We start from the raw sequence: 21,062 nt of genomic DNA, 5'->3' as shown, positions 1-21,062 counted from the left end.
GCGCGGGCCGATCACGGGCGACGGGGCCGGGCCGCACGGTCGGGATGCCGGTGCGGGCCGATCACGAGTGACGGGATCGGCCCGCACGGCCGGGCCACCGACGAGGGCCGATCCCGGTCTCAGGACGCGAGGCGCGGCGCCGCGGCGAGCGCACGGCGGAGCCGGTGGCCCCACGCCCGTTCCCCGACCCTCATGAGATGGGATCGCCGGCGCGGGGTGGTCGCGCGGGGGCCCGGCCCGAGAGGTGCCGCTCGATCAACGCCAGATCCGCTCGGTCCTTCGGGCGGCCCAGGAGCCGCTTCCAGCGGCGTACGTCGGCCAGGGACTCGTACCTGAGGCCGTCGACGACCTCGGACCGGGCGATCAGCTCGTCCACGGTGCCGGCCTCGGCGAACCAGCCGTTGAATATCTCGATCCTTCCGTCCAGGACCGCGACCTTCTCGACGTGCTCGCCGAACGGAGACGGCTCCGGCGCGCCGAACGCGCACGCCCTGGCCCAGGCCTGGCCACGGGCGACCACGTCGAGGTCGCGGATGTCGTCCTTGATGCCGTGGGCGAGGAGCGGCCCGCTGCCCGCGATGACGAAGTCCGCCGGGGGAAGCTCGAGCGACAGCAGTGCTCGCACCAGGGGATGGTCAATGGCTCTCATGAGAGCTCATTCTCGGCGCTTGTCCGCCGCGGTCCGGCCGGTGGCAGGGCATGCCGGAGCAGCGCTATCTCAACGCCCGGGCCGCCCGCCTGCCCTGAGCCGAGCCGGCGCCCGCCGTAACGTCAGCACCCTGCCCTGGGCAACCCGCCGTACGTCAGCACCCTGCCCTGGGCAACCCGCCGTACGTCAGCACCCTGCCCTGGGCAACCCGCCGTACGTCGGCGCCGCACGCTGCGTGACCCGCGCACCGCCGTGCCTCGGACCGTGCCTCGGGGCGCCTCGGGACATGCCTCAGCGCCACACCTTGTCGAGGAACCCGGCGACGAGCGGGGCGATCTCGGGCAGCTTCTCCTCCAGAGCGAAGTGGCCGGTGTCGAACAGGTGCAGCTCGGCGTCGGGCAGGTCGCGCAGGTAGGCGTGGGCGCCGGGCTCGGGGAAGAACATGTCGTGGCGCCCCCAGGTGATGAGCGCCGGCGGGGTGTGCTCGCGCAGCCACGCCTGCCACCTGTCGTACTGCTCGACGTTGGAGTGGTAGTCGAAGGCCAGCGCGACCTGCGCCTCCTTGCGCCCGGGCAGGTCGAGGAAGTGCTGGTCGAGGGTCCAGCCGTCGGGGGCGACCGCCTCGGGGTCGCCGGTGCCGCCTTCGTACTGGCCGCGCGTGCTCTCCAGCGTGAGCAGCCCGCGCACGGTCTCCTCCGCCCCCGCCACCTCCGGGCGCAGCGCGATGAAGTCGCGCGCACCGGCCGACAGCCCGTCCTCGTAGGCGTTGCCGTTCTGCACGATCAGGCCGGCGATCCACGACGGGTTGCGCAGGGCGAGGCGGAAGCCGACGGGCGCGCCGAAGTCGAAGACGTACATCACGAAGCGCTCCAGCCCGAGCCGCCGCACGAAGCCCTCGGTGATGTCGGCCAGCCGGTCGAAGGTGTAGGTGAAGTCGTCGGGGGCCGTGGTGTGGCCGAAGCCGGGATAGTCGGGGGCGATCAGCCGGTAGCGGGCGCCGAGCGCGTCGATGAGCCGCCGGTACTGGTGGGACGCCGACGGGAAGCCGTGCAGGAGCAGCAGCACGGGGGCGTCGGGATCCTCGGGGAGCGACTCCCGGTAGAAGACCTTCACCCCGTCGACGTCGACGAACCTGTGCACCACACGCGGGACCAACATGTCACATGCCTCCGTAGCGAGAAGATGCATTAGTTATAGCACTAATGGGTCAAGATGGCGATGTACCATTAGAACCATGCTCATCGGAGAGCCCCTGGCGCTCGACCTGATCAATACCCGCCCGGCCGGCACCGACCTGATCGCCACCCCCGAGGGGCTCAGACGCTGGCTGGACCTCGAGGCCGACCGGCTGCCGGGCCTGGACGGCCTGCCGTCGGCGGCCGACCTGGCCGCCGTGCACGCCGTACGCGACCACGCCGGCGCCGCCGTCCACACGCTCATGCGGGGTGAGCGGCCCGCGGCGGCCGCGCTGCGTGGCCTCAACACGGCCCAGCGCGCGGCGCCCGCGGTCAGGGAGCTGCGCTGGGACGGCGAGGCGCTCACCGCGGTCCCCGTCCGCACGGGTTCGCCGGGTGTCCGGCTGGCCGCGATCCTCGCCGAGGCGGCGGCCGACCTGTTGAGCGATCCCGCCGCCGGGAGGATCCGGCAGTGCGCGGCCGACGACTGCGTGATGCTGTTCCTGCCCGCGCACCCCCGGCGGCGCTGGTGCTCGGCCGCGCTGTGCGGCAACCGGGCCAGGGTGGCGCGCTACTACCAGCGCCACAAATCAGTGTGAAACTTGCCGGATGAGATCATTACTTGTCGCGATGTGCATGGCGCTCGCGGCGGCGATCCCCGCCTTTCCCGCGCATGCCGAGACCTATTCCTACGCCGACGCGATCCGCGAGACCGCGTGGGTGGAGCTCGACGTCGACCTCGATCGCGACGGCCACAGGGACCGCCTGGCCGCCGACGTCATCCGGCCCGCCGAGCCGGCGGCGAGCGGGCTCAAGGTGCCTGTCCTGATGGACATCAGCCCCTACTACGCCTGCTGCGGCCGGGGCAACGAGGCCCAGAAGAAGACCTACGACGCCGACGGCAAGCCCACCGGCTTCCCGCTGTACTACGACAACTACTTCGTGCCGAAGGGCTACGCGGTGGTGCTCGTCGACATGTCGGGCACCAACCGGTCGACCGGCTGCATGGACAGGGGCGGCCGGCACGACGTGGCCGCGGGCGCCCAGGTGGTGAACTGGCTGAACGGCAGGGCCCGCGCCTACACCAAGCCGTTCGGCGGCGAGCCGGTGGCGGCCGGCTGGTCCACCGGCGCGGTCGGCATCTGGGGCAAGTCGCACGACGGCTGGCTGGCCAACGGCATCGCCACGACCGGGGTGCGCGGCCTGAAGACCGTGGTGTCGATCGCCGGGAACACCGACATCTACCGCACCTACAACGCCAACGGCGCCTGGCGCGGTTACGTCCGGACCGACGACGGCCCGCCGCGGCTCTACAACGAGCGCGCCATGCGGCTGTGCAAGCCGTTCACCGAGGAGCTGAACCGGCTGGAGGGCAACGACGGCGACTGGAACCGCTACTGGCAGGAGCGCGACTACCCCGGCAAGGCCGACCGGGTGCGGGCCAGCGTCTTCGTGACCCAGGGGTTCGGCGACTACGCCGTGGCGGCGTCGAACTTCTCCCTGTGGTGGCAGGCGCTGCGGGTGCCGCGCAAGGCGTGGCTGTTCCAGGGCGGGCACGTGGACCCGTTCGACCTGCGCAGGGCCGACTACGTGCGCACCGTCGAGCGGTGGTTCGACAGGTGGCTGCGCGGCGTCGACAACGGCGTCGACCGCGAGCCTGCCGTGACGATCGAGCACGCCCCCGACCAGTGGCGCGAGGAGCAGGCCTGGCCCGCGCCCGGCGCGCGGCCCCGTACGTGGTGGCCGGGGCAGGACGGCCTGTCGACCACCCCGCCCCCGGCGTCGGCGCGGGCCACCTTCCAGGACGACCCCGACATCGGCCGGTTCGAATGGGTGAAGGAGGGGCCCTCGAACCACCGGCTGCTGTACAGGTCCGAGCCGCTGGCGGCCGACACCCGCCTGTCGGGCACCGGCAGGATCACGGTGACGATGAAGTCCTCCACGCCGGTCGCCAGGGTGGGGATCGCGGTGGTCGACTACGGCCCCGCCACCATCAGGGACTACGTCGACATCACCGGGACGGGCGGCATCCGCACCCTCACGACGCGCTCGTGCTGGGGTGAGGGCAGCGCCACCGACAGCGCCTGCTACCTCGACACCGAGACCGCCACCACGACCGTCGATCACGAGATCGTCGCCACCGGATGGGCGGACCTCGGCCACCACGCCACGTTGCGGCGCGGCGTGCCGCTGGACCCCGAGCGGTTCTACACGATGAGCTTCGACCTGTCGCCGCTCGACCACGTCGTGCCCGCCGGGCACCGCATCGGCCTGGTGATCGGCGGGACGGACTACTGGGAGTTCCTCGAACCCGGCCAGCGGCCCACGCTCACCGTCGACCTGGCCAGGACCACGCTGACCCTGCCCACGGTCGGCTGACCCCCGCTCCGAGGCATCCACCCGGGCGGACGAACGGCGCGGCGGAAATGGTGCGGGCCGACGAAGCCCGCCGCTCCCGCAGTCAGCAGGATGAACCGATGACCGACCTCACTCCCCTGCAGCGCCTGCTCGACAGCGAAGCGACATCCCGCCACGTCCCCGGTGCCGCCGTCGGCGTGCTCGCCGACGGCGTGCAGCACATCCTGACCACCGGCGTCACCAGCGTCGACGCGCCGGCCCCCGTGACCGGCGACACGCTGTTCCAGATCGGGTCGACCACCAAGACGGTCACCGCGACAGCGGCCATGCATCTCGTCGAACGCGGCCGGCTCGACCTGGACGGGCGCGTGCGGCAGTACCTGCCCGGCTTCCGGCTCGCCGACGAGCGGGCCGCGGACGAGCTGACCGTCCGGCACCTGCTGACCCACACCGGCGGATTCCTCGGCGACATCGACGACGGCGAGAGCTGGGACACCTCGGCGCTGGCCGACTCGATCGGCACCTACGACCGGCTGCCCCAGCTCTTCCCGCCCGGGGCGCTCGCCTCCTACAACAACGCCGGGTTCCGGCTGCTCGGCCGGATCGTCGAGGTCGTGTGCGGCGAGCCGTACGAGCAGGCGGTCAGGCGCATCGTGCTCGAACCCCTGGACATGAGCTCCAGCTTCTTCTTCCCCTGGGAGGTCGCGACGCGGGCGCACGCGGTCGGGCACGCCGTACGCGAGGACGGCCCGCGGGTGGCGCACACGTGGGGACTGTTCCGCGAGGGCATGGCCGAGGGCGGGCTGGTCTCGTCGGTGCGCGACCAGCTTCGCTACGCCGCCTTCCACCTGGGCGCCGACGGCGAGGCGCCGATCTCGGCGGCCACCAGGGAGCTGATGCGGGCCGAGCACGTCAGGGTCGGGGCGCCGTGGACCGGCATCGGGCTGCCGTGGCTGCTGGAGGAGCAGGCGGGCGTGCGGCTGGTCACGCACGGAGGCAACATCGGCAACCTGCAGCTGTCCACGTTCGTGCTGGCGCCCGAGCACGGCTTCGCCGTCACCACGCTCACCAACTCCGCGCCCGGCAAGGCGCTGGGCGCGCTGGTGACCGACTGGTGCCTCGAGCACCTGCTCGGCGCGAAGCCGCAGGCCGTACGGCTGGCGCTGCGCGCGCCCGCGCCGGAGTACGCGGGCGGCTACGACGCCGGGCAGTGGACCTTCGAGGTCGACGAGAACCTGACGGCACGGTTCGTGCTGCGGCCCGAACTGGTGAGCGCGGGGGTGGAGGGCATGCCGGACCTGCCGCTGGCGCTGGTCGAGGGCGGTGACGAGGTGACGATCGCCGCCGACCCGCGGCGCGTCGTGGGCCGCTTCCTTCGCGACGACGCGGGTGAGATCGCCTTCCTGCACCTGGGCGGCAGGGCCGCCCGGCGGATCCCGATATCATGATCCGCGGCACCGCCGAGCACAGGTCTGTATTGAAATAGGGAGACAACCGGTCCCACTTCTCGGCAGAGAAGGCGCCGACGCCGTCAAGGCCCGCTTCGTGGCGGTCCTCCAGCAGGTCGGCTATCGGCTGTCCCGAGTGACGGTCAGCCGCAGCGGCCGGGCGGCCGGGGGGCGATGCCGTACGGCTCGCGCCCTCCCCACGAGGCTGCGAGCCGTACGGTCAGGGGCCGGGTTTCAGCCCCCGATCCACACCGCCGCCAGGATGATGAGAATCACCGTCTCGGCGACGTCCAGCCGTCCCGCCCACCCGGAGAAGCGGCGCAGGTCGGCGGAAGGATGCCTGCCGCGGCTGAAGGATCGCGCCGCGATCAGCACCAGCGGGAACGCGCGCCCCGCCGCGACCCCCAGGAAGGGAAGAACGGCGGGCCACCAGTTCGGCGCGCCCAGCGGCCACAGCACCAGCAGGTAGAGGCCCGGCGACGACAGGGCGGTGGCGAGCCCGGTGCCGAGCGCCACGCCGAAGACTCCGGCGTAGGGGACGGGGCCGAGCGCCGCCCAGTGCCGCGGGACCCGCCACGGGCTGCCCTCCAGCCGTACCGGCAGGAGCCCGCCGGCCACCAGCGCCAGGACCAGGGCCACGCCGCCGAGCGCCCACGCCGGAAGCCCGCCTGTGACCTCGCCCAGCAGGTAACCCGTGGTCGCGGTCGCCAGCGCTCCCAGCGGAAGGCCGGCGGCATAGGCCGCGACCGCGAACGCCTTCAGTTGCTCTCTCCCCCGGACCGGAGGAGACGCGATCACGTGGACCGCGTTACCGCCTCAAGGCGTCTGCAGCCCCTGGATGCCGCTCAGGATGCCGAGCAGCGCCAGCAGCGGAATCTCCCAGCCGTCGGCGACCCCGGGGACGGACAACGTCACGGCGCTGACGCCGACGCCCGCCACGAGAGCGGGACCGGCGACCGACCACCTGGGGCTCAGCGGAACCGTCAACCGCATGAGACCCCTCCTGGATTGATCACGACCAGACCGGTCATCGGCCGTTGCAGTAGCAGTAGCTTCCCCCGCACTTGCAGTCGCAGCAGTAGTAACCGGGCGAGTACGACCAGCAGGCCCCTCCGCCGCAGCCGTTGTAGTAGCTGCACCCCGCGCTGCTGAGGCAGTCGCTTCCCGAGCATCTGCTCGATCCGCAGTAGCCGCTCCCGAACGGCCCGGTGCATACCGCCGCCTGCACGGGCGACTGCCCGACGGTCAGCCCGGCAAGGGTTCCGAAAGCGGCCGCGGTGGCCCCACGCAGCACCTGGCGGCGGTTGACCCTCGACGCGGTCCAGGTGAGCAGTCGTTTCATCGGGAAGTGCTCCTCTCCTCTGTGGGCGCGGACAGAACTGTGAGCTGGTTGGCCTCGTGGGCGGCCAGTTCCAGGCCGTCGAGGCCGTTGACGATCCCGCGTGACCGCACCCGGCCGTCATGGCCGACCGCGACCGAGAACGGGGTCAGGCCGACCTCGTACCGGGCGGCGATACGGCCTCGGGGATCGGGGACGACGCGGATCACGGAGGCCAGGTCACCGGCCCATTCACGAACCGCGCGGGGATGGCCGTCGCAGATGACCACCACCAGGACGTCGGGGTGCTCCGCCGCGAACCTCCGCAGCACCGATCGCAGGGCACCGCACAGGGTGCATCCGGTGGAGGCGAACACCGTGATGAAGGGACGGTCCTGCGCGGGAAGCGTCACGGCTGCGCCGTCCAGATCCCTCGCGTCCAGGGCCGGGAAGAGGCTCCCCTCGTCGGGACCGTGCGCGACCCGTCCCTCCGGACTGGTCATGTACATCTGCCCGAAGTGGTGGTAGAGGGCGAACACCGCGCCCACCAGCACAGCGACGAGAACCCACAGAACGACATACGAAATCACGAACAACGTACTCATGTGCACCTCGTGCTCGATCCGGCAGCGGCGGGAGCGGAACCGCCGGGAGTCACCTGCTCCCTCTGAGCGTCGAGCGGAACCTTTCGAACTGGATCGTCCGCCCCAGCAGTGCGAAACAGGCGATGCAGGCCACCCCGAGCAGCACGCCGGTCAGCGCGGCCGGCAGGGCCGTCGGGTCGGTGATCGGCGACGTCGCTCCCGGGCCGCCCACCGACGCTCCGGGGCCGCCCGTCGACAGTGCGAGAAGAACGAGACTCCCCGCGAGAAGAACGGCCGCCCGGACAGCGCTGACCGATGTCGGGACACCGGAATCCAGCGCTCCGAAACAGCGGCAACTCTCAGAGACACCCAGACGGGCGGCGTTCACCAGGACGGCGGTGAATCCCAGGGACAGTCCGGCGGCTCCCAGGGCCGCCCACCATCCCGTTCCGGCGATGAGGCCGAGCCCCACGGCCGCCTCGCAGAGGGGGACCGCCCCCCGCGAGATCCGCACCAGGACAGGAGGGACCGCCATGGCTTCGAGGAAAGGGGACAGCGAGGCACCCCCTCCCGCCTTCATGAGGGCGGCGAAGACCAGCTGGAAACCTATCGCCGTCTGGAGGACGACGACCCACTGCCCCGAGCCGCTCAAGACGAGACCAGCTCCGGGAGGGACCGGGCGACCTTGACGAGTTCGTCGGCCCCGACGTCGCGCGGCGCCCTGAGCGCATAGGTGCCGCCCGGGGCGTTGACCGTCACCGAGTGCGCGTTCGGCGCCCAATACCGGTCGCCGTCAGGTCCGGTGAACATCCAGAGGCCGTCGTGGTAGACGGCGCTCGCCCCGGGAATCCCGAGGTCCACAGCGATTCCCGGACGGTTCTCCGTGCCCTCCAAAGTCCGGCCCGGCTCGGCGACGAAACAGACAACGAGCGGTGAGGCCTGCTCCTCGTGACTGGAGCCACGCGCGTACACGAGTGCGATCTGGTTTTCCAGGGTGCCGAACCCGGGGGCCTCAGGCCCTTCCGTCCGGAACTGGAACTTGAATCCTCGGAGGACGTACGAAGGCTGCAGATTTCTCGTTTCCACAGTTCTCCTCATTCTCCCTGCAGATGATTTGACGGAACCCCCTGAGCACCGACTCGATAACCTCACTCATGTGATCACACGGGTTGATCTTCGTCAACACTGAAGGTCAACTTGTTTTCACCATCGATTCGAATCGCGCCCATTCTCATTCCCGGACGATAACCTGCCTGGTCACAGCATGATCGCTTCGCATGCCGCTCTCTCGCACCCAGGTCGACGGGGGTCCCGTACGACACTGAACCACCCGGACCCGACGATCTTCGGCTGTCGAAGCCGGTCACGCGCGCCCCGGATCCGTTCCACCCTGAAATCCGACGCCCAAGGCACGACATGGTCCCGTGCGGCCGGAACCACGGGCCGGAAAACCAGGGATCCATTTCACCGCCGACCGCCTAATGCATTCGCCTCGCAGCGCTCGTGACATGCGGATTTACCGGCAACCGAAGAGGGCGGCACATCAGGACGGGCACGATGCGCCTTTTTCATCCCCGGGCCGCCGCGGAGTTTCTGTGGTCCGAAATGATCCGCACCGGGCCACCAGGGCAACCCGCCAAGGCCGATGCACATGTCCGTGTCGGCGACGGTCGCCAGCGGCTTGTTGCGCAGCCCTTGGCTCCCAAGATATAACCTAGGATCACTAGGCAGATCCGAATGACTCTAGGGATGGTGGTGTGCGCATGGCGCGGGCCGGGTTGACGGCGGATCGGGTGACTCTCGCCGGTGCCGAGCTGGCCGACGAGGTCGGGTTCGACCACGTGACCATGTCGGCGGTGGCGCGACGACTCGGGGTGAAAGACGCCAGCCTCTACGCGCACGTCCGTCACCTGGCGGACCTGCGCGGGCGGATCGCGCTGCTCGCCGCCGACGAGAAGTCCATCCGCATCGCGGAGGCCACCGCCGGGCGGGCCGGAAAGGATGCGCTGGTGGCGTACGCGAACGCCTGGCGGCAGTACGCCCACGACCACCCGGGCCGGTACACGGCGACGCAGATCCCGACGGAGATCGATCCCGAGCTCATGGCCCGAGCGCCCGGGCCACGACGCGCGGTCGAGCTGACCTACAGCATGCTGCGCGCCTACGCGCTGGACGAGCCCGCCCTGACCGACGCGGTCCGGCTGATGCGCAGCATGTTCCACGGGTTCATCGGCCTCGAGGCCGCGGGCGGGTTCGCGCACGCGCGCCCGGCCGAGGACTCCTGGGTCCGCTGCCTCGACGCCCTGCACGACCTCCTGGAGCACTGGCCCGCATACCATGAAGGAGACCCGACATGACCGGCCCGACCATCGGCCACCTGCGCGTCGACGGCGCCACCCTGCGCTACGAGGTGCGCGGGAAGGGCCCCCTTCTGCTGCTGATCCCCGGCGGCACCGGCGGCGCGGCCTCCTTTGACGGCGTCGCCGACGAGCTGGCCGCCGAGTACACCGTCGCCTCCTACGACCCGCGCGGCCTGTGTCGCAGCCCGCTGGACGACCCGGAGGCCCGGCAGCGGGTCGCCCAGCACGCCGACGACGCGTTCCAGCTGCTGGAGCTGCTGTCTCCAGCCGCGCCCGCCCGCGTGGTCGGCTGCAGTTCGGGAGCGATCGTCGCGCTGCACCTGCTGGCCACCCGTCCCGAGCGGATCGAACGCGTCGTGGCGCACGAGCCGCCGGTGGTGGAGGTGCTGCCGGACGCCGCCGAGCATCGCGCGCTGCTCGCCCGCGTCCAGGACACCTTCCTGCAGGACGGGCTGATGCCTGCGGCGGCCCTGCTCGCGGCCGGTCTCAGGCGGCCCGGCGCCGATCCCGTCGACGCCCGGGCCACCGAGCTGCCGCCGCAGGCGAAGGAGCGAGCCGAACGAACGATGGCCGACATGCCCTACTTCATCGGGCGTATCATCCCGACCTTCATGGCCTACGCCCCGGACGTGGATCGGCTGATGGCCCTGTCGGACCGGCTCGTGCTCGCGGGCGGAGCGGACTCACGCGGTGAGCTGCCCTACCGTCCCGCCGCCTTCCTGGCCGAGCGGTTCGGCACGGAGCTCGTCCACTTCCCCGGCGGGCACACGGGCCTCAGCACGCACCCCGCCGAGTTCGGCGAGCTGCTCCGCAAGGTGCTGAGCGTCCAGTCGTACGGCTGAGCGCCCGTCCCCGGCCCGTACACCGGTGATCCGTCAGGCGGACCGCCTGTGCTCGCCGTGGCGAGCACAGGCGGTCCGACGGGTCACCGCTGGTTCCTTTCAGGGTCCGGGCGGGCCGTGGCGACCTCCTCGTGGGCCGGACGGCCGGCGGCTGAGGTCGGGTCAGCCGCCGGGCGGGCCTGTCGCGCCCGGTCCAGGAGAATGAGGGGTAGCGCGGCCGCGGCGAGGGCGGCGCCGATCAAGCAGACCGACGTGAGTGCGGCCCCTTGCGTCAGGGAGACCGCCGCCAGGACCGGGGTGATGCTGATACCCAGCTGGAATGCCGACACGGTGGTGGCGCCGGCGAGGGTCGGCGCCTCGGCGGCGAGAGCGAAGACGCGTCCGTAGACGGCGGGGTTCAGCACGAACGCGGCGACGCCGAGCAGGAACACCGTGGGCACCACCGCCCAGGCCTGCTGGATCACGACAGCCATCACGACCGACAGGATCACGATCGCCGACGCGCCGGTGAGGAGTGCGACGTGCGGGCGCTTGTCGGAGATGCGGCCGCCGATGGACAGGCCGACGAAGGCGCCGACCCCGAACAGCGCGAGGATCGCCGGGATCCAGACCTCGGGGATGGCGGTGATGTCGGCGAGCATGGCCGCCAGGTAGTTGAACGTGATCATGTACGCCGCGGTGGTCAGGATCGTGATCGCGTAGATGCCCCACAGCATCGGTTTCCGCATCGTGGCCAGTTCCCGCGAAACACTCGGCTCGGCGGGTCGGTTGCTGTCGGAGTCGGCGGCGGGAAGCCCGAGGAGGCAACCGATGATCCCGGCGACGGTCAGAGCCACCACGGCCCAGAAGCCGCCGCGCCACTGGATGAAGTGGCTGAGCAGCGTGCCCGCGGGGCCGCCGGCGACCATGGCCACGCTGAGCCCGCTGACCACGACTCCGGAGGCGCGGGCGTTCCGGTCCGGCGTCACCAGGCTGATCGCGGTCACCGACGCGACGGCGAAGAAGCCCGCGTAGGCGATACCCGCGACCACCCTCGTCAGCAGCAGGAGCTGGTAGTCGCCCAGCAGGCCGACGACGATGCTGACCGCGAAGAGGCCCTGGGTCGCCACCAGCGCCGTACGGCGCGGCCAGTGCAGACTGAGCACGGCGAACGGTGGCCCGCCGATCACGACGCCCAGCGCGAACGCGGTGATCAGGAACCCGGCCGAGGAGAGCGTGACCTCCAGATCGGCGGCCACCGCCGGCAGTACGCCGGCCAGCAGGAACTCCGCGGTTCCCATCGCGAACAGGCTGAAACTGAGCAGGTACACGCCGGCAGGCAACCGGTCGGAGCGAGTGTTCCTGGGCGTCTCCGCGGTGATGCCGGCCATCAGATCGCACCCCCGGCGTCGAGCCCGCCACCAGACGAGACGGCGGCAGCCGGCTCCCGTTCGAGCAGGCGGCCGGTCATGCCGATGGCGGCGGCGACGACCTGTGCCCCGGGGTCGACCACGTTCCCGCCTGCCCAGACCTCCGGGACATGCGTGGCACCGGGGGAATCGGCGGCGCCGAGTCCAGGGACCCCGTCCCTGGTCAGGTACCCGTGCGGGTGGTCGGCGGGCCCGTTCCCTGGCTGACCTCCGCCGACGGCCGGGGCCGCGAACCGTGCTCTCGCGGGCACGAACCCGGCCCGCGGGTCGGCGGCTCCACCGCCGACGATGACCGGGTCCCACAGCACCTCTGACACCGATCCGCTCGTTGAATCCGTTGTTGCGTCCATGCGGATCACCTCCATCGAGAGGATCGGGAGATCTGACCGAAATCAACAAACTCCATTGCTGATTCCGGGACACATTGGTTGACTGCATCCCATGGACGAGCAGCCGACCGTCAGCGCCGTGATAGACCAGATCGCTCCCCGGCTGCGACGCGCCCGCGAGAAGAAGGGCATCAGCCTGGCCGACCTCGCGCGCGCCACTGGCATCTCGACCAGCACGCTGTCCCGGCTGGAATCAGCCCAGCGCAAGCCGAGCCTCGAGCTTCTCCTGCCGATCACCGCGGCGCTGGGCATCCCCCTCGACGAGATCGTCGCCGCACCCCGGATAATCGATCCGCGCGTGCCGCAGCAGCCCACCGGAAAGAACGGCCGGGTGCTGATCCCGTTGTCGCGGCATCAGGGAGAGCCACGCGCGTACAAGATGACCATTCCAGCGCACGACGAAGAGCCCCACCTGCGCACCCACGCGGGCTACGAATGGCTCTACGTCCTGCGCGGACGGCTCCGCGTGAAACTGGGTCACCACGACTTCATCATGGGAGCCGGCGAAGCAGCCGAGTTCGACTGCCAGATTCCGCACTGGTTCGGCGCCGCCGGCCGCGGCAGCGTCGAAGTACTCAGCCTCTTCGGGAAGCAGGGCGAACGCATCCACCTGCGCACCTCACGGCGCTGACGCAGGAGCACGCGCACATCGGTGTGCGGTGGGCGGGTTGAAGTGCCTTCTTCCGTCATGGATGCATGGTGGACCAGACTCTCGAGGTGCGCACAGAACATAACCAACGCACAGAAAGTGCGGTACCTCATGTTTGACCCACCGAAGAGATCGGGAACCAGGCCGACCACCACCGGGCTGGAGATCCCGCATGACCAGATCGACCAGTTCTCTCCCGCACCGATCCGGGAAGCGCTGATCGAACAGGCCCGCGCCCTGCCGGGAGTGTTCCTCGGGCCGAGCCAGGTCTCCGAACCCGCCTCGCTGGCGCTGCGGCTGCATCGGCCCGCCGGACCGTGGGAGGCGTTCCTGCACCCCAGCCCGGACGAGTTCGCCCACATCCATCGCGCCGGTTTCCTGCACCTCACCCTTCCTCAGCCGATGATCGCCCCGCTGGTGGCGGCGGGCTGGGCCGAACCGCACCCGATCAGCCTGCGCCCGCAATGGCCGGACACGATCGTCATGCTGTACGCCCCTCGCGACGAGGACGAACTGTCCGTCGTCGGCACCGCACTGCGGGCCTCCTGGCGCCAGGCGTCGCTCGAGGAGGAGTGACCGGACCGCGCCGCCCCGGGCGCGCCGGTCCGCACCGATCCGCGCCGCATCCGCACGGCGCGAGCCCGCCGCGGCAGATCCGCTCGACCTGAGCACGCCCGGACAGGTCCACTCGGCTGAGCGCATCCGGACCGATCCGCTCGACCTGTCGGCCGGCCCGGGTGCGAGGGTGGTCATGCGGGCCTGCCCGGCTGTGCACGCCCGGGCGCGACGAGGGCACTGGCCGCCCATCGTGGGCGCCGCCCCCTCGGGTGGGCCGCCGGTGGACGGTCGCCCGAGGCGGCCGAGGACGGGAGGCGTCAGGAGGGTCGGCCGCCGAGCCGCAGGAGCCGGTCCACCAGGGCCTTGGCCTGGTCCGGCCCCATGGGGGCGTTGAAGAACATGGCGTGGAAGTAGACCGGGGCCTGGACGATCTCCATGAGCTCGATCAGCGCGGGCGGATGCTCGCCTCGCTCCTTCGCGCGGTCCAGCATGGCCTGCAGCTGCACGCCGCGCTCGATCAGGTAGATCCGGTCCTCGGCGTTGCCGGAGCCGACCATGGCCGCGCGCAGGAAGAGGCGCCCGGTCGGGGCGGCGATGTCCCGGGCCAGCTGGACCGCGTAGGCCTCCAGGTCGCCCCGCAGCGTCCCGGTGTCGGGGATCGGGGACGTACGGCGCAGCAGCTCCATGACCACGTCGTCGACCAGGCCGGTCACACTCCCCCAGCGGCGGTAGATGGTCGCCTGGTGCACCTCTGACCGCTCGGCGACCTTGGCGATCGTCAGCTCGTCCCAGGTCGATTCCTGGAGCAGCGCAATCACCGCCTCGTGCACGGCGACGCGGACGCGTGCCGTACGGCCGCCGGGGCGTCGTTGCGTGGTCATGCCGGCCATCTTAACGCGAAGCCTCTTGCGTTAGCGATGCATCGAGCCTTACCTTAATCACGAAATTTCTCGCATTAAGGAGGCGTGGTGCGGCCCATCGTTTTCGAGAAGGATGAGACGTTCTGGTATGAGACGCTGCGCATGTTCGGCCACATCGCCTACGGCGGCGCCGACTTCGGCGAGGTGCTGGTCACCGCGCAGCGCATCGTCGAGGGCGACTACGACAGCTGGCACGACGAGTGGCGCGCGACCGCCGACCGGGTCGCCGCCGAGGCGGGGCGCAGCCGCGGGATCAGCGCCAGGGACGGGTTCCTGCGGGCGTCCAACTACTACAGGTCGGCCGAGTTCTTCCTGCACGGGGACCCCGCGGACGAGCGGATCGCCAGCGCCTACGAGCGGGCGGTCGAGTGCTTCAGGAAGGCGCTGCCCGAGGTGGCGCCCGTGGAGATCCCCTACGAGGGCACGACGCTGCCGGGCTACTACTACGACGCGGGCGCCGGCCGTACCGTCGTCATGCACAACGGGTTCGACGGCAGCGCGGAGGAGATGCACTTCGTCGCCGCGGCGGCGCTGTTCGAGCGCGGCTTCAACGTGCTGGCCTTCGACGGCCCCGGCCAGCCAGGCCCGATGCACCGGCAGGGGCTGGTGTTCAGGCCCGACTGGGAGAACGTGGTCGGCCCGGTCCTCGACTTCCTGCAGCACGACCTGAGGGCAGGCGGCCCGGTGGGGCTGCTCGGCAACAGCCTGGGCGGCATGCTCGCGCCTCGGGCGGCGGCCTTCGAGCCTCGGATCAAGGCGCTGGTGGCACTCGACGGCGTCTACGACATGGGCGCGAAGGCCACGGAACACTTCGGCGGCGACAGGGAGCTGGCCAGGAGCATGCTGGCCGGCCCCGAAGCGGATGCGGCCCTCGAACGGCTCATGGCGACCGACCCGGGCGTGCGCTGGGCGTGCACCCACGGGATGTGGGTGACCGGGGCAGGCAGCCCGCGCGAGTACACGGCGACGCTCTTCGACTATCACCTGCGCGACGGGATCGCCGAACGCATCACCTGTCCGACGCTCGTGTGCGCGGCCCAGGACGACCACTTCTTCCGCGGCCAGCCCGAGCAGCTCTTCGAACACCTGACCTGCGACAAGACCTTCCTGGAGTTCACCGAGGAGGAAGGCGGCGACGCGCACTGCCAGGCAGGAGCACAGCGCCTGGCCATGTCCCGGATCGGCACCTGGCTGGAGGAGGTTCTCTGAATGAACCGTTCGATCGTCTCCGTGGTCCTGTGGGACGTGGCGCCCATGGTCGCCGCCTACTACGCGGGCCGGGCGCTCGGCGTCGGCGAGTACCTCGCCATGCTGGCCGCCAGCTGCGTCGGCCTGCTCCGCGTCGGGTACGTGGCCGTCAGCAAGCGGCGCCTCGACGGCTTCGCCGCCTTCACCTCGTCGATCTTCGCGATCGGCCTGGTCCTCTCGCTCATGACGGGCGACGAGAAGTTCATCCTGGCGCTCAAGTCCGTGACCACCGCCGTGGTCGGCGTGATCTTCCTCGGCACCGTCATCGCCGGCCGCCCCGCCGCCTTCGCCGTGGCCAAGCGCTTCGGCGCCGAGGACACGGAGACGGCCGCGCGGTGGGACGTCCTGTACGCGGCCGAGCCGCGGTTCCGCCGGGTCTACGTGGTGATGACGCTGGTGTGGGGCGTGGCGATGCTGGCCGAGTCCGCCGCCCGGCTCCCGCTCGTCTACCTGCTGCCCACCGACGTGATGGTCACCGTCTCCACCGTCATGCTGCTGGGCACCATGGCGCTCCTCGGCCTGTGGAGTGCCTGGTACGGCAAGCGGGGCGAGCTCAGGACCCGCCCCGCCGCGTGATCCGCCGCCCCGGCCGATCACGGGCGGGCGCCGGCCGCGGCCTCCTCTCGACAGCGCCGCCGGCGGCCCCTCTTGCGGCCTGTCGCGCCCGCGGCCATGCTCGGTTTCCCAGCACGAGTCGATCTCGGGAGGCGCGGTGCCCGCCAACGATCCCGGCGTCTCCCGCCGGAGCAGGCCATGACCGTGACGGCGACGCCCCCGGTCCGGCGCAAGGAGTCGGTCTCCGGGCGGGTGCGCACGCTGGCCGGGCTGTCCCTGCTGACGCTGGCGCTGCTGCTGGGCGCGATCCTGGCCGGCGCGGCGAGCACGGGCTCCAGCCTGCGCGTCATCGGGCATGACGCCGGGCCGCAGGTGCTGGCCACCACGGGCCTGCACCGGCAGATGTCGGAGATGGACGCGCTGGTGGCCGAGACCCTGCTGCTGGGCAGGGAGTACGGCTCGCAGCAGCAGGCCGACCTGACCGGCTACGACCAGCGGCGGCTGGAGATCTCCGAGAGCCTGCTCAAGGCCTACCGGCTGGCCATGGACGACCCCGCCGAGCAACGCACGGTCGAGTCGCTGATCGAGGGGCTGGGCCGCTACGAACGGCTGGCGGCCCGGGCCCGGCTGCTGGACGCGCAATCCGGGCACACCGCCGGGCAGCCGCCCGACGACGTGGTCGCGGCCTACCAGCAGGCCACCGACCTCATGCACCGCGAACTGCTTCCCCAGGCCTACAACCTGACCTTGGAAACCGGGACGATCGTCAGGCGCGCGCACGACGCCGAACGCTCGGCCACCTCGCTGGCCCGCACCGCCGTCATCGTCACCGGGCTGCTCGCGCTGGCCTGCCTGCTGGGCCTGCAGGCCTACCTGACCAGCAGGTTCCGCCGGGTCTTCGCACCGGCCCTGATAGTGGCCACCGTGCTCACCGCGGCCGGCCTGGTGACCGGCACGGCCCTGCTCAACCGGCAGGGCCAGGCGCTGGAGGAGGCCAAGCGCCGCGGTTTCGACTCGGTGCTCACCCTGAGCAGAGCACGGGCGATCAGCAAGAGCATGCACGCGGACCAGAGCCGCTACCTGCTCGACCGCTTCCGCAGGGACACCTACGAACACACCTTCCTGGACAAGTCCCGGGCCGTCGCGGCCGTCGAGTCCACCAGCCTGCCCGACTACCAGAGCAGGCTGCACGCCGACTTCCAGGGACTGCTCGGCGGCCTGACAGGCCGGGACCGGCACCGGCTCTTCGCCGTCTACCAGAGGTTCCAGCAGGCCGACGCGCGGATGCGGACCATGCCGGCCGAAGCGGCGATCAAGTTCTGGGACGGCGAGCTCACCCAGACCTACGAGAGCTACGACAAGGTGCTGGAGGAGCTGGTCCGGCGGCACGAGTCCGACTTCGAGCGCGCCATCGACAGCGGCGACGGAGCCCTGGAGACGCTGTGGCGCTCGATCCCCGCCGGGCTGGCCGCCGGCGCCCTGCTCGTCCTGGCCGGCGTCTGGCCACGACTCAGGGAGTACCGGTGACAAGAGTGCTGATCTGCCTGATCCTGCTGCTCACCGCCTGCGGCGCCGCGCGACCGCAATCCCTCGTGGACAAGGACGAGTTGGTCGTCGCCATCCGCTCCGACGTCCCGCTGATCAGCTTCAAGCGGCAGGACGGCGCCTACGACGGCTTCAACATCGACGTGGCCAAGGATCTGGTGTCCCGGCTGGGCAAGCGGATCCGCTGGCTGGAGATCAAGGCCGGCGACCAGCTCACCGTGCTCACGGACGGGCGTGCCGACCTGGTCTTCGCCCACATGTCGGTCACTCCGGAGCGGAAGAAGGTGATCGACTTCGCCGGGCCGTACCACGTCGACTTCCAGGACATCGCGGTACGGCCGGCCGACAAGGACGTCATCCGCGACGTCCGTGACCTGGCGGGCCGCCGGATCTGCTGGGTGCGCGGCACGAACATCGCCCAGCGGATCGTCGACGAGCGCCGGGTCAAGGCGGTCGTCGTCGCGGCACCCGACTACAACGTCTGCCTGGAGATGATCAAGGATGGCAGGATCGACGCCATCTCCACCAACAGCCAGATCCTGGCCGGGCTGCTCACCAGGCCGGGCGTCGACCTGCACCTGGTGGGCGCCACCTTCAACGAGCAACGCACGTCGATCGGCGTCCGCAAGGGCGACGTCGACGGCTGCGAGGAGCTCAACCGGGCCATCACCCGGATGTACCAGGACGGCACGGCCCACATGCTGCTGGACAAGTGGTTCGGCAGGTCGGGCATCGACCTGTCGGTGGTCTCGGTCCCGCAGTTCGAGGGCTGTTCCTAGTCAGGCGGCCCGGCGATCTGCGCGCTGAACCTGTCGACGAGCGCCTGCTTGGCGCGCCCGGCGACCTCCACGTCGTAGGGGACCAGCTTGACCGTCGCCGGGTCGGCCGCCTTGGAGTGCGCCGGCACCGTGGTGTTGGTGGGCAGGGCGTAGAAGTTCACCAGCGGCCCCAGCCGCTGCGATGCCGCGCTCAGCGCCCAGTCGACGTACGTGCGCGCACTGTCGGGGTTGTGGGCGCCGGCCAGCACGGCCAGGCCACCGAGCTCGTAGCCGGTGCCCTCCTGGGGGAAGGTCACCTGCAGGTTCGGATAGCCCTGCTCCTGGGCGGCGACGCAGTCATGGGAGAAGACGACGCCGACCGCCGCCTCCTGCCTGGCCGCCTGCAGGGCGGCCTCGCTGCCGGAGGCGTTGTACCTGAGCACGTTCGGGTGGAGGCCGCGCAGGTAGCCGAGCGCCGCTTCCTGATCGCCGCCGTTCAGCTCCACGTGGGTCCACAGCGCGGTGTAGGCGGTTCCGGAGGTGGCCGGATGGGCGATGGCGACGCCGCCGCGCAGCCGCTCGTCCAGCAGTTCCCGCCAGGAGCGGATCGGCCGCATGCCGCGCCTGGCCAGTTCCTTGGTGTTGTTGCAGAAGGCCAGCACGCCGGCGTAGATCCCGCTCCAGGCATGCTCCCGATCGACCCAGTCCTTCCGGATCTCACCGGATTCTTTGGATTCATACGGCTCCAGCAGCCCCTGACTCTTGGCGGCCACGTAGGAGTCGGCCGGGCCGCCGTGCCAGACGTCGAACTCCTGCCGCGCCCTGGCCGCCTTGATCCGCTCCAGCGCCTCGCCGCTCGACAACCGGACGAAGTCGGCCTCCACGCCGGTGGCGTCGGAGAACCTCTTGACCATCATCGCGCACCATCGCTCGCTCGCGCCGCACGCGACGGTGATCTTGTCCCGCCTCGGTGCCGTGCAGCCCGCCACCATCAGGACCGCCACCACTGCGATGGCCAACGGCCTCATTGCCCCTCCAAGGGGTTGCCGACGTCTCGCCCGTGTGCCGATCCCATTCGACACTCCGGCGCGAGAGCCGTGCAAGATCCCCGCCTGGCCGACCCGCGAAGAGCAGGCCTGACCTTGTTTGTTCCGTCATGATCTGTCCATGCGGTGCCGATACGGAGCATGGCGCGCTCGACCTCCTCGACAGACTTCTCGCGCGGGCGCATGCGGCACATGCCGTCGCCGGCGAGCAGATCGGGGCAGATCACGGCGTTCCGCCATGAGATGATCCATGGCATGACTGGCCCGTCTGACCTGCACCGCCGCGGTGTTCCCGATTCGCTGGAGACGCCCATTCCCATGGTCAGGGGTGTCGGGCAGATTCCCGGCCTGCGGCCGCGCCGCCGTCCCGGTGACGGCGGCACGGTGAGCGGTGCCGACATCGAGGTGGTCGACACCTTGGACGAACTCAGCCGGCAGACGGTGACGGCGTGGCTGCAGAGCACCCCCTCCCCTGCCGCGCGGCAGACCCGGCTACGGGTGGTGGCCGCGTTCCTGCGCTGGTTGCGCGCCACCGAGCCAGGTCTCGGCCTGCTCTCCGTCACCGGAGCCGAGGTGGATCGCTACTGCGCGGCGGCGCGCGCCGGCGGCCTCAGCACGCCAAAACCCTTGTCGGGCACCACGGTGGCCAGGAAGCGTGCCGTCCTCACCTCGCTGTACACCTTCGCCTGGCGAAGCGGAGCCCTGCGAGCCTCTCGGCACGCCACCCAGACGCCGGCCGAGGGTGGCGACAGCGGCGCCCCCGGCGTGCTCACCCGGGACGAACGCCGGCTGCTGCGCCGCGGCATCGCCCGGCTGGCAGCCGACGGCCGATCGGCCGAGGCGGCCGCGGTCGGGCTGCTGGAGGCCACCGGCGCCTGCGGGGACGTGCTGGCCGACGTCGCCCCGCAGGACTTCCGCCTTGTCGCCGACGGCGATGGCGAGCACCTGGTCATCGTGATCCACACCAGTCGTGACGACATCGTCGCCTACCCGGTGCCTTCGGCCGTTCGCTCACTGGTGAGAGCGCTGTGCCACGACCGGGCGGCCACGGAACCGATCCTTCGCCGCGACGACGGCAAACCTGTCGACCAGGAGTGGGTCGCCGCCGCGCTTACCCAGGCCGCCCTCGCGGGCGGCATACCCGAGCACCGGGCCGTCGGCTTGGACCCGCGCAGCATGACCAGGCCCCGACGAGGCCCCGATGACGCCACGGTTGTGACACGGTGAGCGCCATGCGGCGTCGGCGGCGAA

At 71.0% G+C, this 21,062-nt stretch carries 24 protein-coding genes; 12 read left to right on the top strand and 12 right to left on the bottom strand.

Annotated elements, in window-relative coordinates; translation table 11 throughout:
• Nucleotides 1–190: 190 nt before the first annotated feature.
• Entirely contained in the window at nt 191–649 is a 459-nt protein-coding gene (locus ACWENQ_RS32245; protein WP_452417566.1) for a hypothetical protein, read from the bottom strand.
• 291 nt (nt 650–940) lie between these two features.
• Complete coding sequence (locus tag ACWENQ_RS32240; protein WP_354916040.1) at nt 941–1,807, bottom strand: alpha/beta fold hydrolase; 867 nt, start codon at nt 1,805–1,807, stop codon at nt 941–943.
• A gap of 76 nt (nt 1,808–1,883) precedes the next feature.
• Here ACWENQ_RS32240 and ACWENQ_RS32235 point away from each other — a divergent pair, with 76 nt between their 5' ends.
• From ACWENQ_RS32235 to ACWENQ_RS32225, 3 genes are all read left to right on the top strand, one after another.
• Entirely contained in the window at nt 1,884–2,423 is a 540-nt protein-coding gene (locus tag ACWENQ_RS32235; protein ID WP_452417564.1) for a CGNR zinc finger domain-containing protein, read from the top strand.
• Between the two features lie 10 nt (nt 2,424–2,433).
• The gene (locus ACWENQ_RS32230; protein WP_452417562.1) at nt 2,434–4,203 is read left to right on the top strand and encodes a CocE/NonD family hydrolase; all 1,770 of its coding nucleotides are present in this window, start codon (nt 2,434–2,436) and stop codon (nt 4,201–4,203) included.
• Between the two features lie 98 nt (nt 4,204–4,301).
• A complete protein-coding gene (locus tag ACWENQ_RS32225) occupies nt 4,302–5,630 on the top strand; it encodes a serine hydrolase domain-containing protein (RefSeq protein WP_452417561.1) in 1,329 nt (442 codons plus the stop codon).
• 234 nt (nt 5,631–5,864) lie between these two features.
• Here the strand turns inward: ACWENQ_RS32225 and ACWENQ_RS32220 are convergent, their stop codons facing one another.
• From ACWENQ_RS32220 to ACWENQ_RS32195, 6 genes are read right to left on the bottom strand one after another with little or no spacing between them, the layout of a single operon-like run.
• Nucleotides 5,865–6,428, bottom strand: a complete 564-nt coding sequence (locus ACWENQ_RS32220) for a hypothetical protein (RefSeq protein WP_452417560.1) — start codon at nt 6,426–6,428, stop codon at nt 5,865–5,867.
• Nucleotides 6,429–6,446: 18 nt separating this feature from the next.
• Nucleotides 6,447–6,623: a hypothetical protein gene (locus ACWENQ_RS32215; protein ID WP_452417558.1), complete on the bottom strand. Its 177-nt coding sequence runs from the start codon at nt 6,621–6,623 to the stop codon at nt 6,447–6,449.
• Nucleotides 6,624–6,657: 34 nt separating this feature from the next.
• A complete protein-coding gene (locus ACWENQ_RS32210) occupies nt 6,658–6,972 on the bottom strand; it encodes a hypothetical protein (RefSeq protein ID WP_354916058.1) in 315 nt (104 codons plus the stop codon).
• Nucleotides 6,969–7,553 carry a hypothetical protein gene (locus ACWENQ_RS32205; protein ID WP_449928990.1) on the bottom strand — a complete coding sequence of 195 codons (585 nt, stop codon included), beginning with the start codon at nt 7,551–7,553 and terminating at the stop codon, nt 6,969–6,971. The genes ACWENQ_RS32210 and ACWENQ_RS32205 overlap by 4 nt, the downstream gene beginning before the upstream one ends.
• 49 nt (nt 7,554–7,602) lie before the next feature.
• A complete protein-coding gene (locus ACWENQ_RS32200) occupies nt 7,603–8,184 on the bottom strand; it encodes a MauE/DoxX family redox-associated membrane protein (protein ID WP_452417556.1) in 582 nt (193 codons plus the stop codon).
• A complete protein-coding gene (locus tag ACWENQ_RS32195) occupies nt 8,181–8,630 on the bottom strand; it encodes a hypothetical protein (RefSeq protein WP_452417554.1) in 450 nt (149 codons plus the stop codon). The genes ACWENQ_RS32200 and ACWENQ_RS32195 overlap by 4 nt, the downstream gene beginning before the upstream one ends.
• A 665-nt stretch (nt 8,631–9,295) precedes the next feature.
• On the opposite strand from ACWENQ_RS32195, the gene ACWENQ_RS32190 reads away from it, so the two are divergent.
• On the top strand, nt 9,296–9,889 hold the full coding sequence (locus ACWENQ_RS32190; protein WP_449929095.1) for a TetR/AcrR family transcriptional regulator: 594 nt from the start codon (nt 9,296–9,298) through the stop codon (nt 9,887–9,889).
• A complete protein-coding gene (locus tag ACWENQ_RS32185; protein WP_449928996.1) occupies nt 9,886–10,734 on the top strand; it encodes an alpha/beta fold hydrolase in 849 nt (282 codons plus the stop codon). The genes ACWENQ_RS32190 and ACWENQ_RS32185 overlap by 4 nt, the downstream gene beginning before the upstream one ends.
• A gap of 83 nt (nt 10,735–10,817) precedes the next feature.
• Here ACWENQ_RS32185 and ACWENQ_RS32180 read toward each other — a convergent pair whose 3' ends face one another.
• A complete protein-coding gene (locus tag ACWENQ_RS32180) occupies nt 10,818–12,104 on the bottom strand; it encodes an MFS transporter (RefSeq protein ID WP_452417553.1) in 1,287 nt (428 codons plus the stop codon).
• The gene (locus tag ACWENQ_RS32175) at nt 12,104–12,460 is read right to left on the bottom strand and encodes a hypothetical protein (protein ID WP_452417551.1); all 357 of its coding nucleotides are present in this window, start codon (nt 12,458–12,460) and stop codon (nt 12,104–12,106) included. Before ACWENQ_RS32175 ends, ACWENQ_RS32180 begins: the two co-directional genes overlap by 1 nt.
• A gap of 124 nt (nt 12,461–12,584) precedes the next feature.
• Here ACWENQ_RS32175 and ACWENQ_RS32170 point away from each other — a divergent pair, with 124 nt between their 5' ends.
• Both ACWENQ_RS32170 and ACWENQ_RS32165 read left to right on the top strand, forming a co-directional pair.
• Nucleotides 12,585–13,163, top strand: a complete 579-nt coding sequence (locus ACWENQ_RS32170; protein WP_452417550.1) for a helix-turn-helix domain-containing protein — start codon at nt 12,585–12,587, stop codon at nt 13,161–13,163.
• 129 nt (nt 13,164–13,292) lie between these two features.
• A complete protein-coding gene (locus ACWENQ_RS32165; protein WP_452417548.1) occupies nt 13,293–13,757 on the top strand; it encodes a luciferase domain-containing protein in 465 nt (154 codons plus the stop codon).
• 299 nt (nt 13,758–14,056) lie between these two features.
• Here the strand turns inward: ACWENQ_RS32165 and ACWENQ_RS32160 are convergent, their stop codons facing one another.
• Nucleotides 14,057–14,620: a TetR/AcrR family transcriptional regulator gene (locus ACWENQ_RS32160; protein WP_354916084.1), complete on the bottom strand. Its 564-nt coding sequence runs from the start codon at nt 14,618–14,620 to the stop codon at nt 14,057–14,059.
• An 87-nt stretch (nt 14,621–14,707) separates the two neighbouring features.
• On the opposite strand from ACWENQ_RS32160, the gene ACWENQ_RS32155 reads away from it, so the two are divergent.
• The 4 genes from ACWENQ_RS32155 (at nt 14,708) to ACWENQ_RS32140 (ending at nt 18,786) form a co-directional block, all read left to right on the top strand.
• Nucleotides 14,708–15,868, top strand: coding sequence for an alpha/beta hydrolase family protein (locus ACWENQ_RS32155; RefSeq protein ID WP_452417547.1), 1,161 nt, complete (start codon nt 14,708–14,710; stop codon nt 15,866–15,868).
• On the top strand, nt 15,869–16,483 hold the full coding sequence (locus tag ACWENQ_RS32150) for a VC0807 family protein (protein WP_449929008.1): 615 nt from the start codon (nt 15,869–15,871) through the stop codon (nt 16,481–16,483).
• A 177-nt stretch (nt 16,484–16,660) separates the two neighbouring features.
• The gene (locus ACWENQ_RS32145; RefSeq protein WP_452417545.1) at nt 16,661–17,989 is read left to right on the top strand and encodes a hypothetical protein; all 1,329 of its coding nucleotides are present in this window, start codon (nt 16,661–16,663) and stop codon (nt 17,987–17,989) included.
• A complete protein-coding gene (locus ACWENQ_RS32140) occupies nt 17,986–18,786 on the top strand; it encodes a substrate-binding periplasmic protein (RefSeq protein ID WP_449929012.1) in 801 nt (266 codons plus the stop codon). The genes ACWENQ_RS32145 and ACWENQ_RS32140 overlap by 4 nt, the downstream gene beginning before the upstream one ends.
• Here ACWENQ_RS32140 and ACWENQ_RS32135 read toward each other — a convergent pair.
• Nucleotides 18,783–19,793 carry an ABC transporter substrate-binding protein gene (locus tag ACWENQ_RS32135; RefSeq protein ID WP_452417544.1) on the bottom strand — a complete coding sequence of 337 codons (1,011 nt, stop codon included), beginning with the start codon at nt 19,791–19,793 and terminating at the stop codon, nt 18,783–18,785. The genes ACWENQ_RS32140 and ACWENQ_RS32135 overlap by 4 nt on opposite strands.
• A gap of 273 nt (nt 19,794–20,066) precedes the next feature.
• On the opposite strand from ACWENQ_RS32135, the gene ACWENQ_RS32130 reads away from it, so the two are divergent.
• Complete coding sequence (locus ACWENQ_RS32130) at nt 20,067–21,038, top strand: hypothetical protein (protein ID WP_449929016.1); 972 nt, start codon at nt 20,067–20,069, stop codon at nt 21,036–21,038.
• Nucleotides 21,039–21,062 lie beyond the last annotated feature (24 nt).

This window comes from Nonomuraea sp. NPDC004354, from assembly GCF_053602555.1.
This window is presented reverse-complemented; position numbering and strand designations above follow the sequence as displayed.

Bases quoted from the DNA above. Each gene is read 5' to 3' on its own strand.
- ACWENQ_RS32245 (WP_452417566.1), bottom strand. From the start codon at position 649: ATGAGAGCCATTGACCATCCCCTGGTGCGAGCACTGCTGTCGCTCGAG.
- ACWENQ_RS32240 (WP_354916040.1), bottom strand. From the start codon at position 1,807: ATGTTGGTCCCGCGTGTGGTGCACAGGTTCGTCGACGTCGACGGGGTG.
- ACWENQ_RS32235 (WP_452417564.1), top strand. From the start codon at position 1,884: ATGCTCATCGGAGAGCCCCTGGCGCTCGACCTGATCAATACCCGCCCG.
- ACWENQ_RS32230 (WP_452417562.1), top strand. From the start codon at position 2,434: ATGAGATCATTACTTGTCGCGATGTGCATGGCGCTCGCGGCGGCGATC.
- ACWENQ_RS32225 (WP_452417561.1), top strand. From the start codon at position 4,302: ATGACCGACCTCACTCCCCTGCAGCGCCTGCTCGACAGCGAAGCGACA.
- ACWENQ_RS32215 (WP_452417558.1), bottom strand. From the start codon at position 6,623: ATGCGGTTGACGGTTCCGCTGAGCCCCAGGTGGTCGGTCGCCGGTCCC.
- ACWENQ_RS32210 (WP_354916058.1), bottom strand. From the start codon at position 6,972: ATGAAACGACTGCTCACCTGGACCGCGTCGAGGGTCAACCGCCGCCAG.
- ACWENQ_RS32205 (WP_449928990.1), bottom strand. From the start codon at position 7,553: ATGAGTACGTTGTTCGTGATTTCGTATGTCGTTCTGTGGGTTCTCGTC.
- ACWENQ_RS32195 (WP_452417554.1), bottom strand. From the start codon at position 8,630: ATGAGGAGAACTGTGGAAACGAGAAATCTGCAGCCTTCGTACGTCCTC.
- ACWENQ_RS32190 (WP_449929095.1), top strand. From the start codon at position 9,296: ATGGCGCGGGCCGGGTTGACGGCGGATCGGGTGACTCTCGCCGGTGCC.
- ACWENQ_RS32185 (WP_449928996.1), top strand. From the start codon at position 9,886: ATGACCGGCCCGACCATCGGCCACCTGCGCGTCGACGGCGCCACCCTG.
- ACWENQ_RS32180 (WP_452417553.1), bottom strand. From the start codon at position 12,104: ATGGCCGGCATCACCGCGGAGACGCCCAGGAACACTCGCTCCGACCGG.
- ACWENQ_RS32170 (WP_452417550.1), top strand. From the start codon at position 12,585: ATGGACGAGCAGCCGACCGTCAGCGCCGTGATAGACCAGATCGCTCCC.
- ACWENQ_RS32165 (WP_452417548.1), top strand. From the start codon at position 13,293: ATGTTTGACCCACCGAAGAGATCGGGAACCAGGCCGACCACCACCGGG.
- ACWENQ_RS32160 (WP_354916084.1), bottom strand. From the start codon at position 14,620: ATGACCACGCAACGACGCCCCGGCGGCCGTACGGCACGCGTCCGCGTC.
- ACWENQ_RS32150 (WP_449929008.1), top strand. From the start codon at position 15,869: ATGAACCGTTCGATCGTCTCCGTGGTCCTGTGGGACGTGGCGCCCATG.
- ACWENQ_RS32145 (WP_452417545.1), top strand. From the start codon at position 16,661: ATGACCGTGACGGCGACGCCCCCGGTCCGGCGCAAGGAGTCGGTCTCC.
- ACWENQ_RS32135 (WP_452417544.1), bottom strand. From the start codon at position 19,793: ATGAGGCCGTTGGCCATCGCAGTGGTGGCGGTCCTGATGGTGGCGGGC.
- ACWENQ_RS32130 (WP_449929016.1), top strand. From the start codon at position 20,067: ATGACTGGCCCGTCTGACCTGCACCGCCGCGGTGTTCCCGATTCGCTG.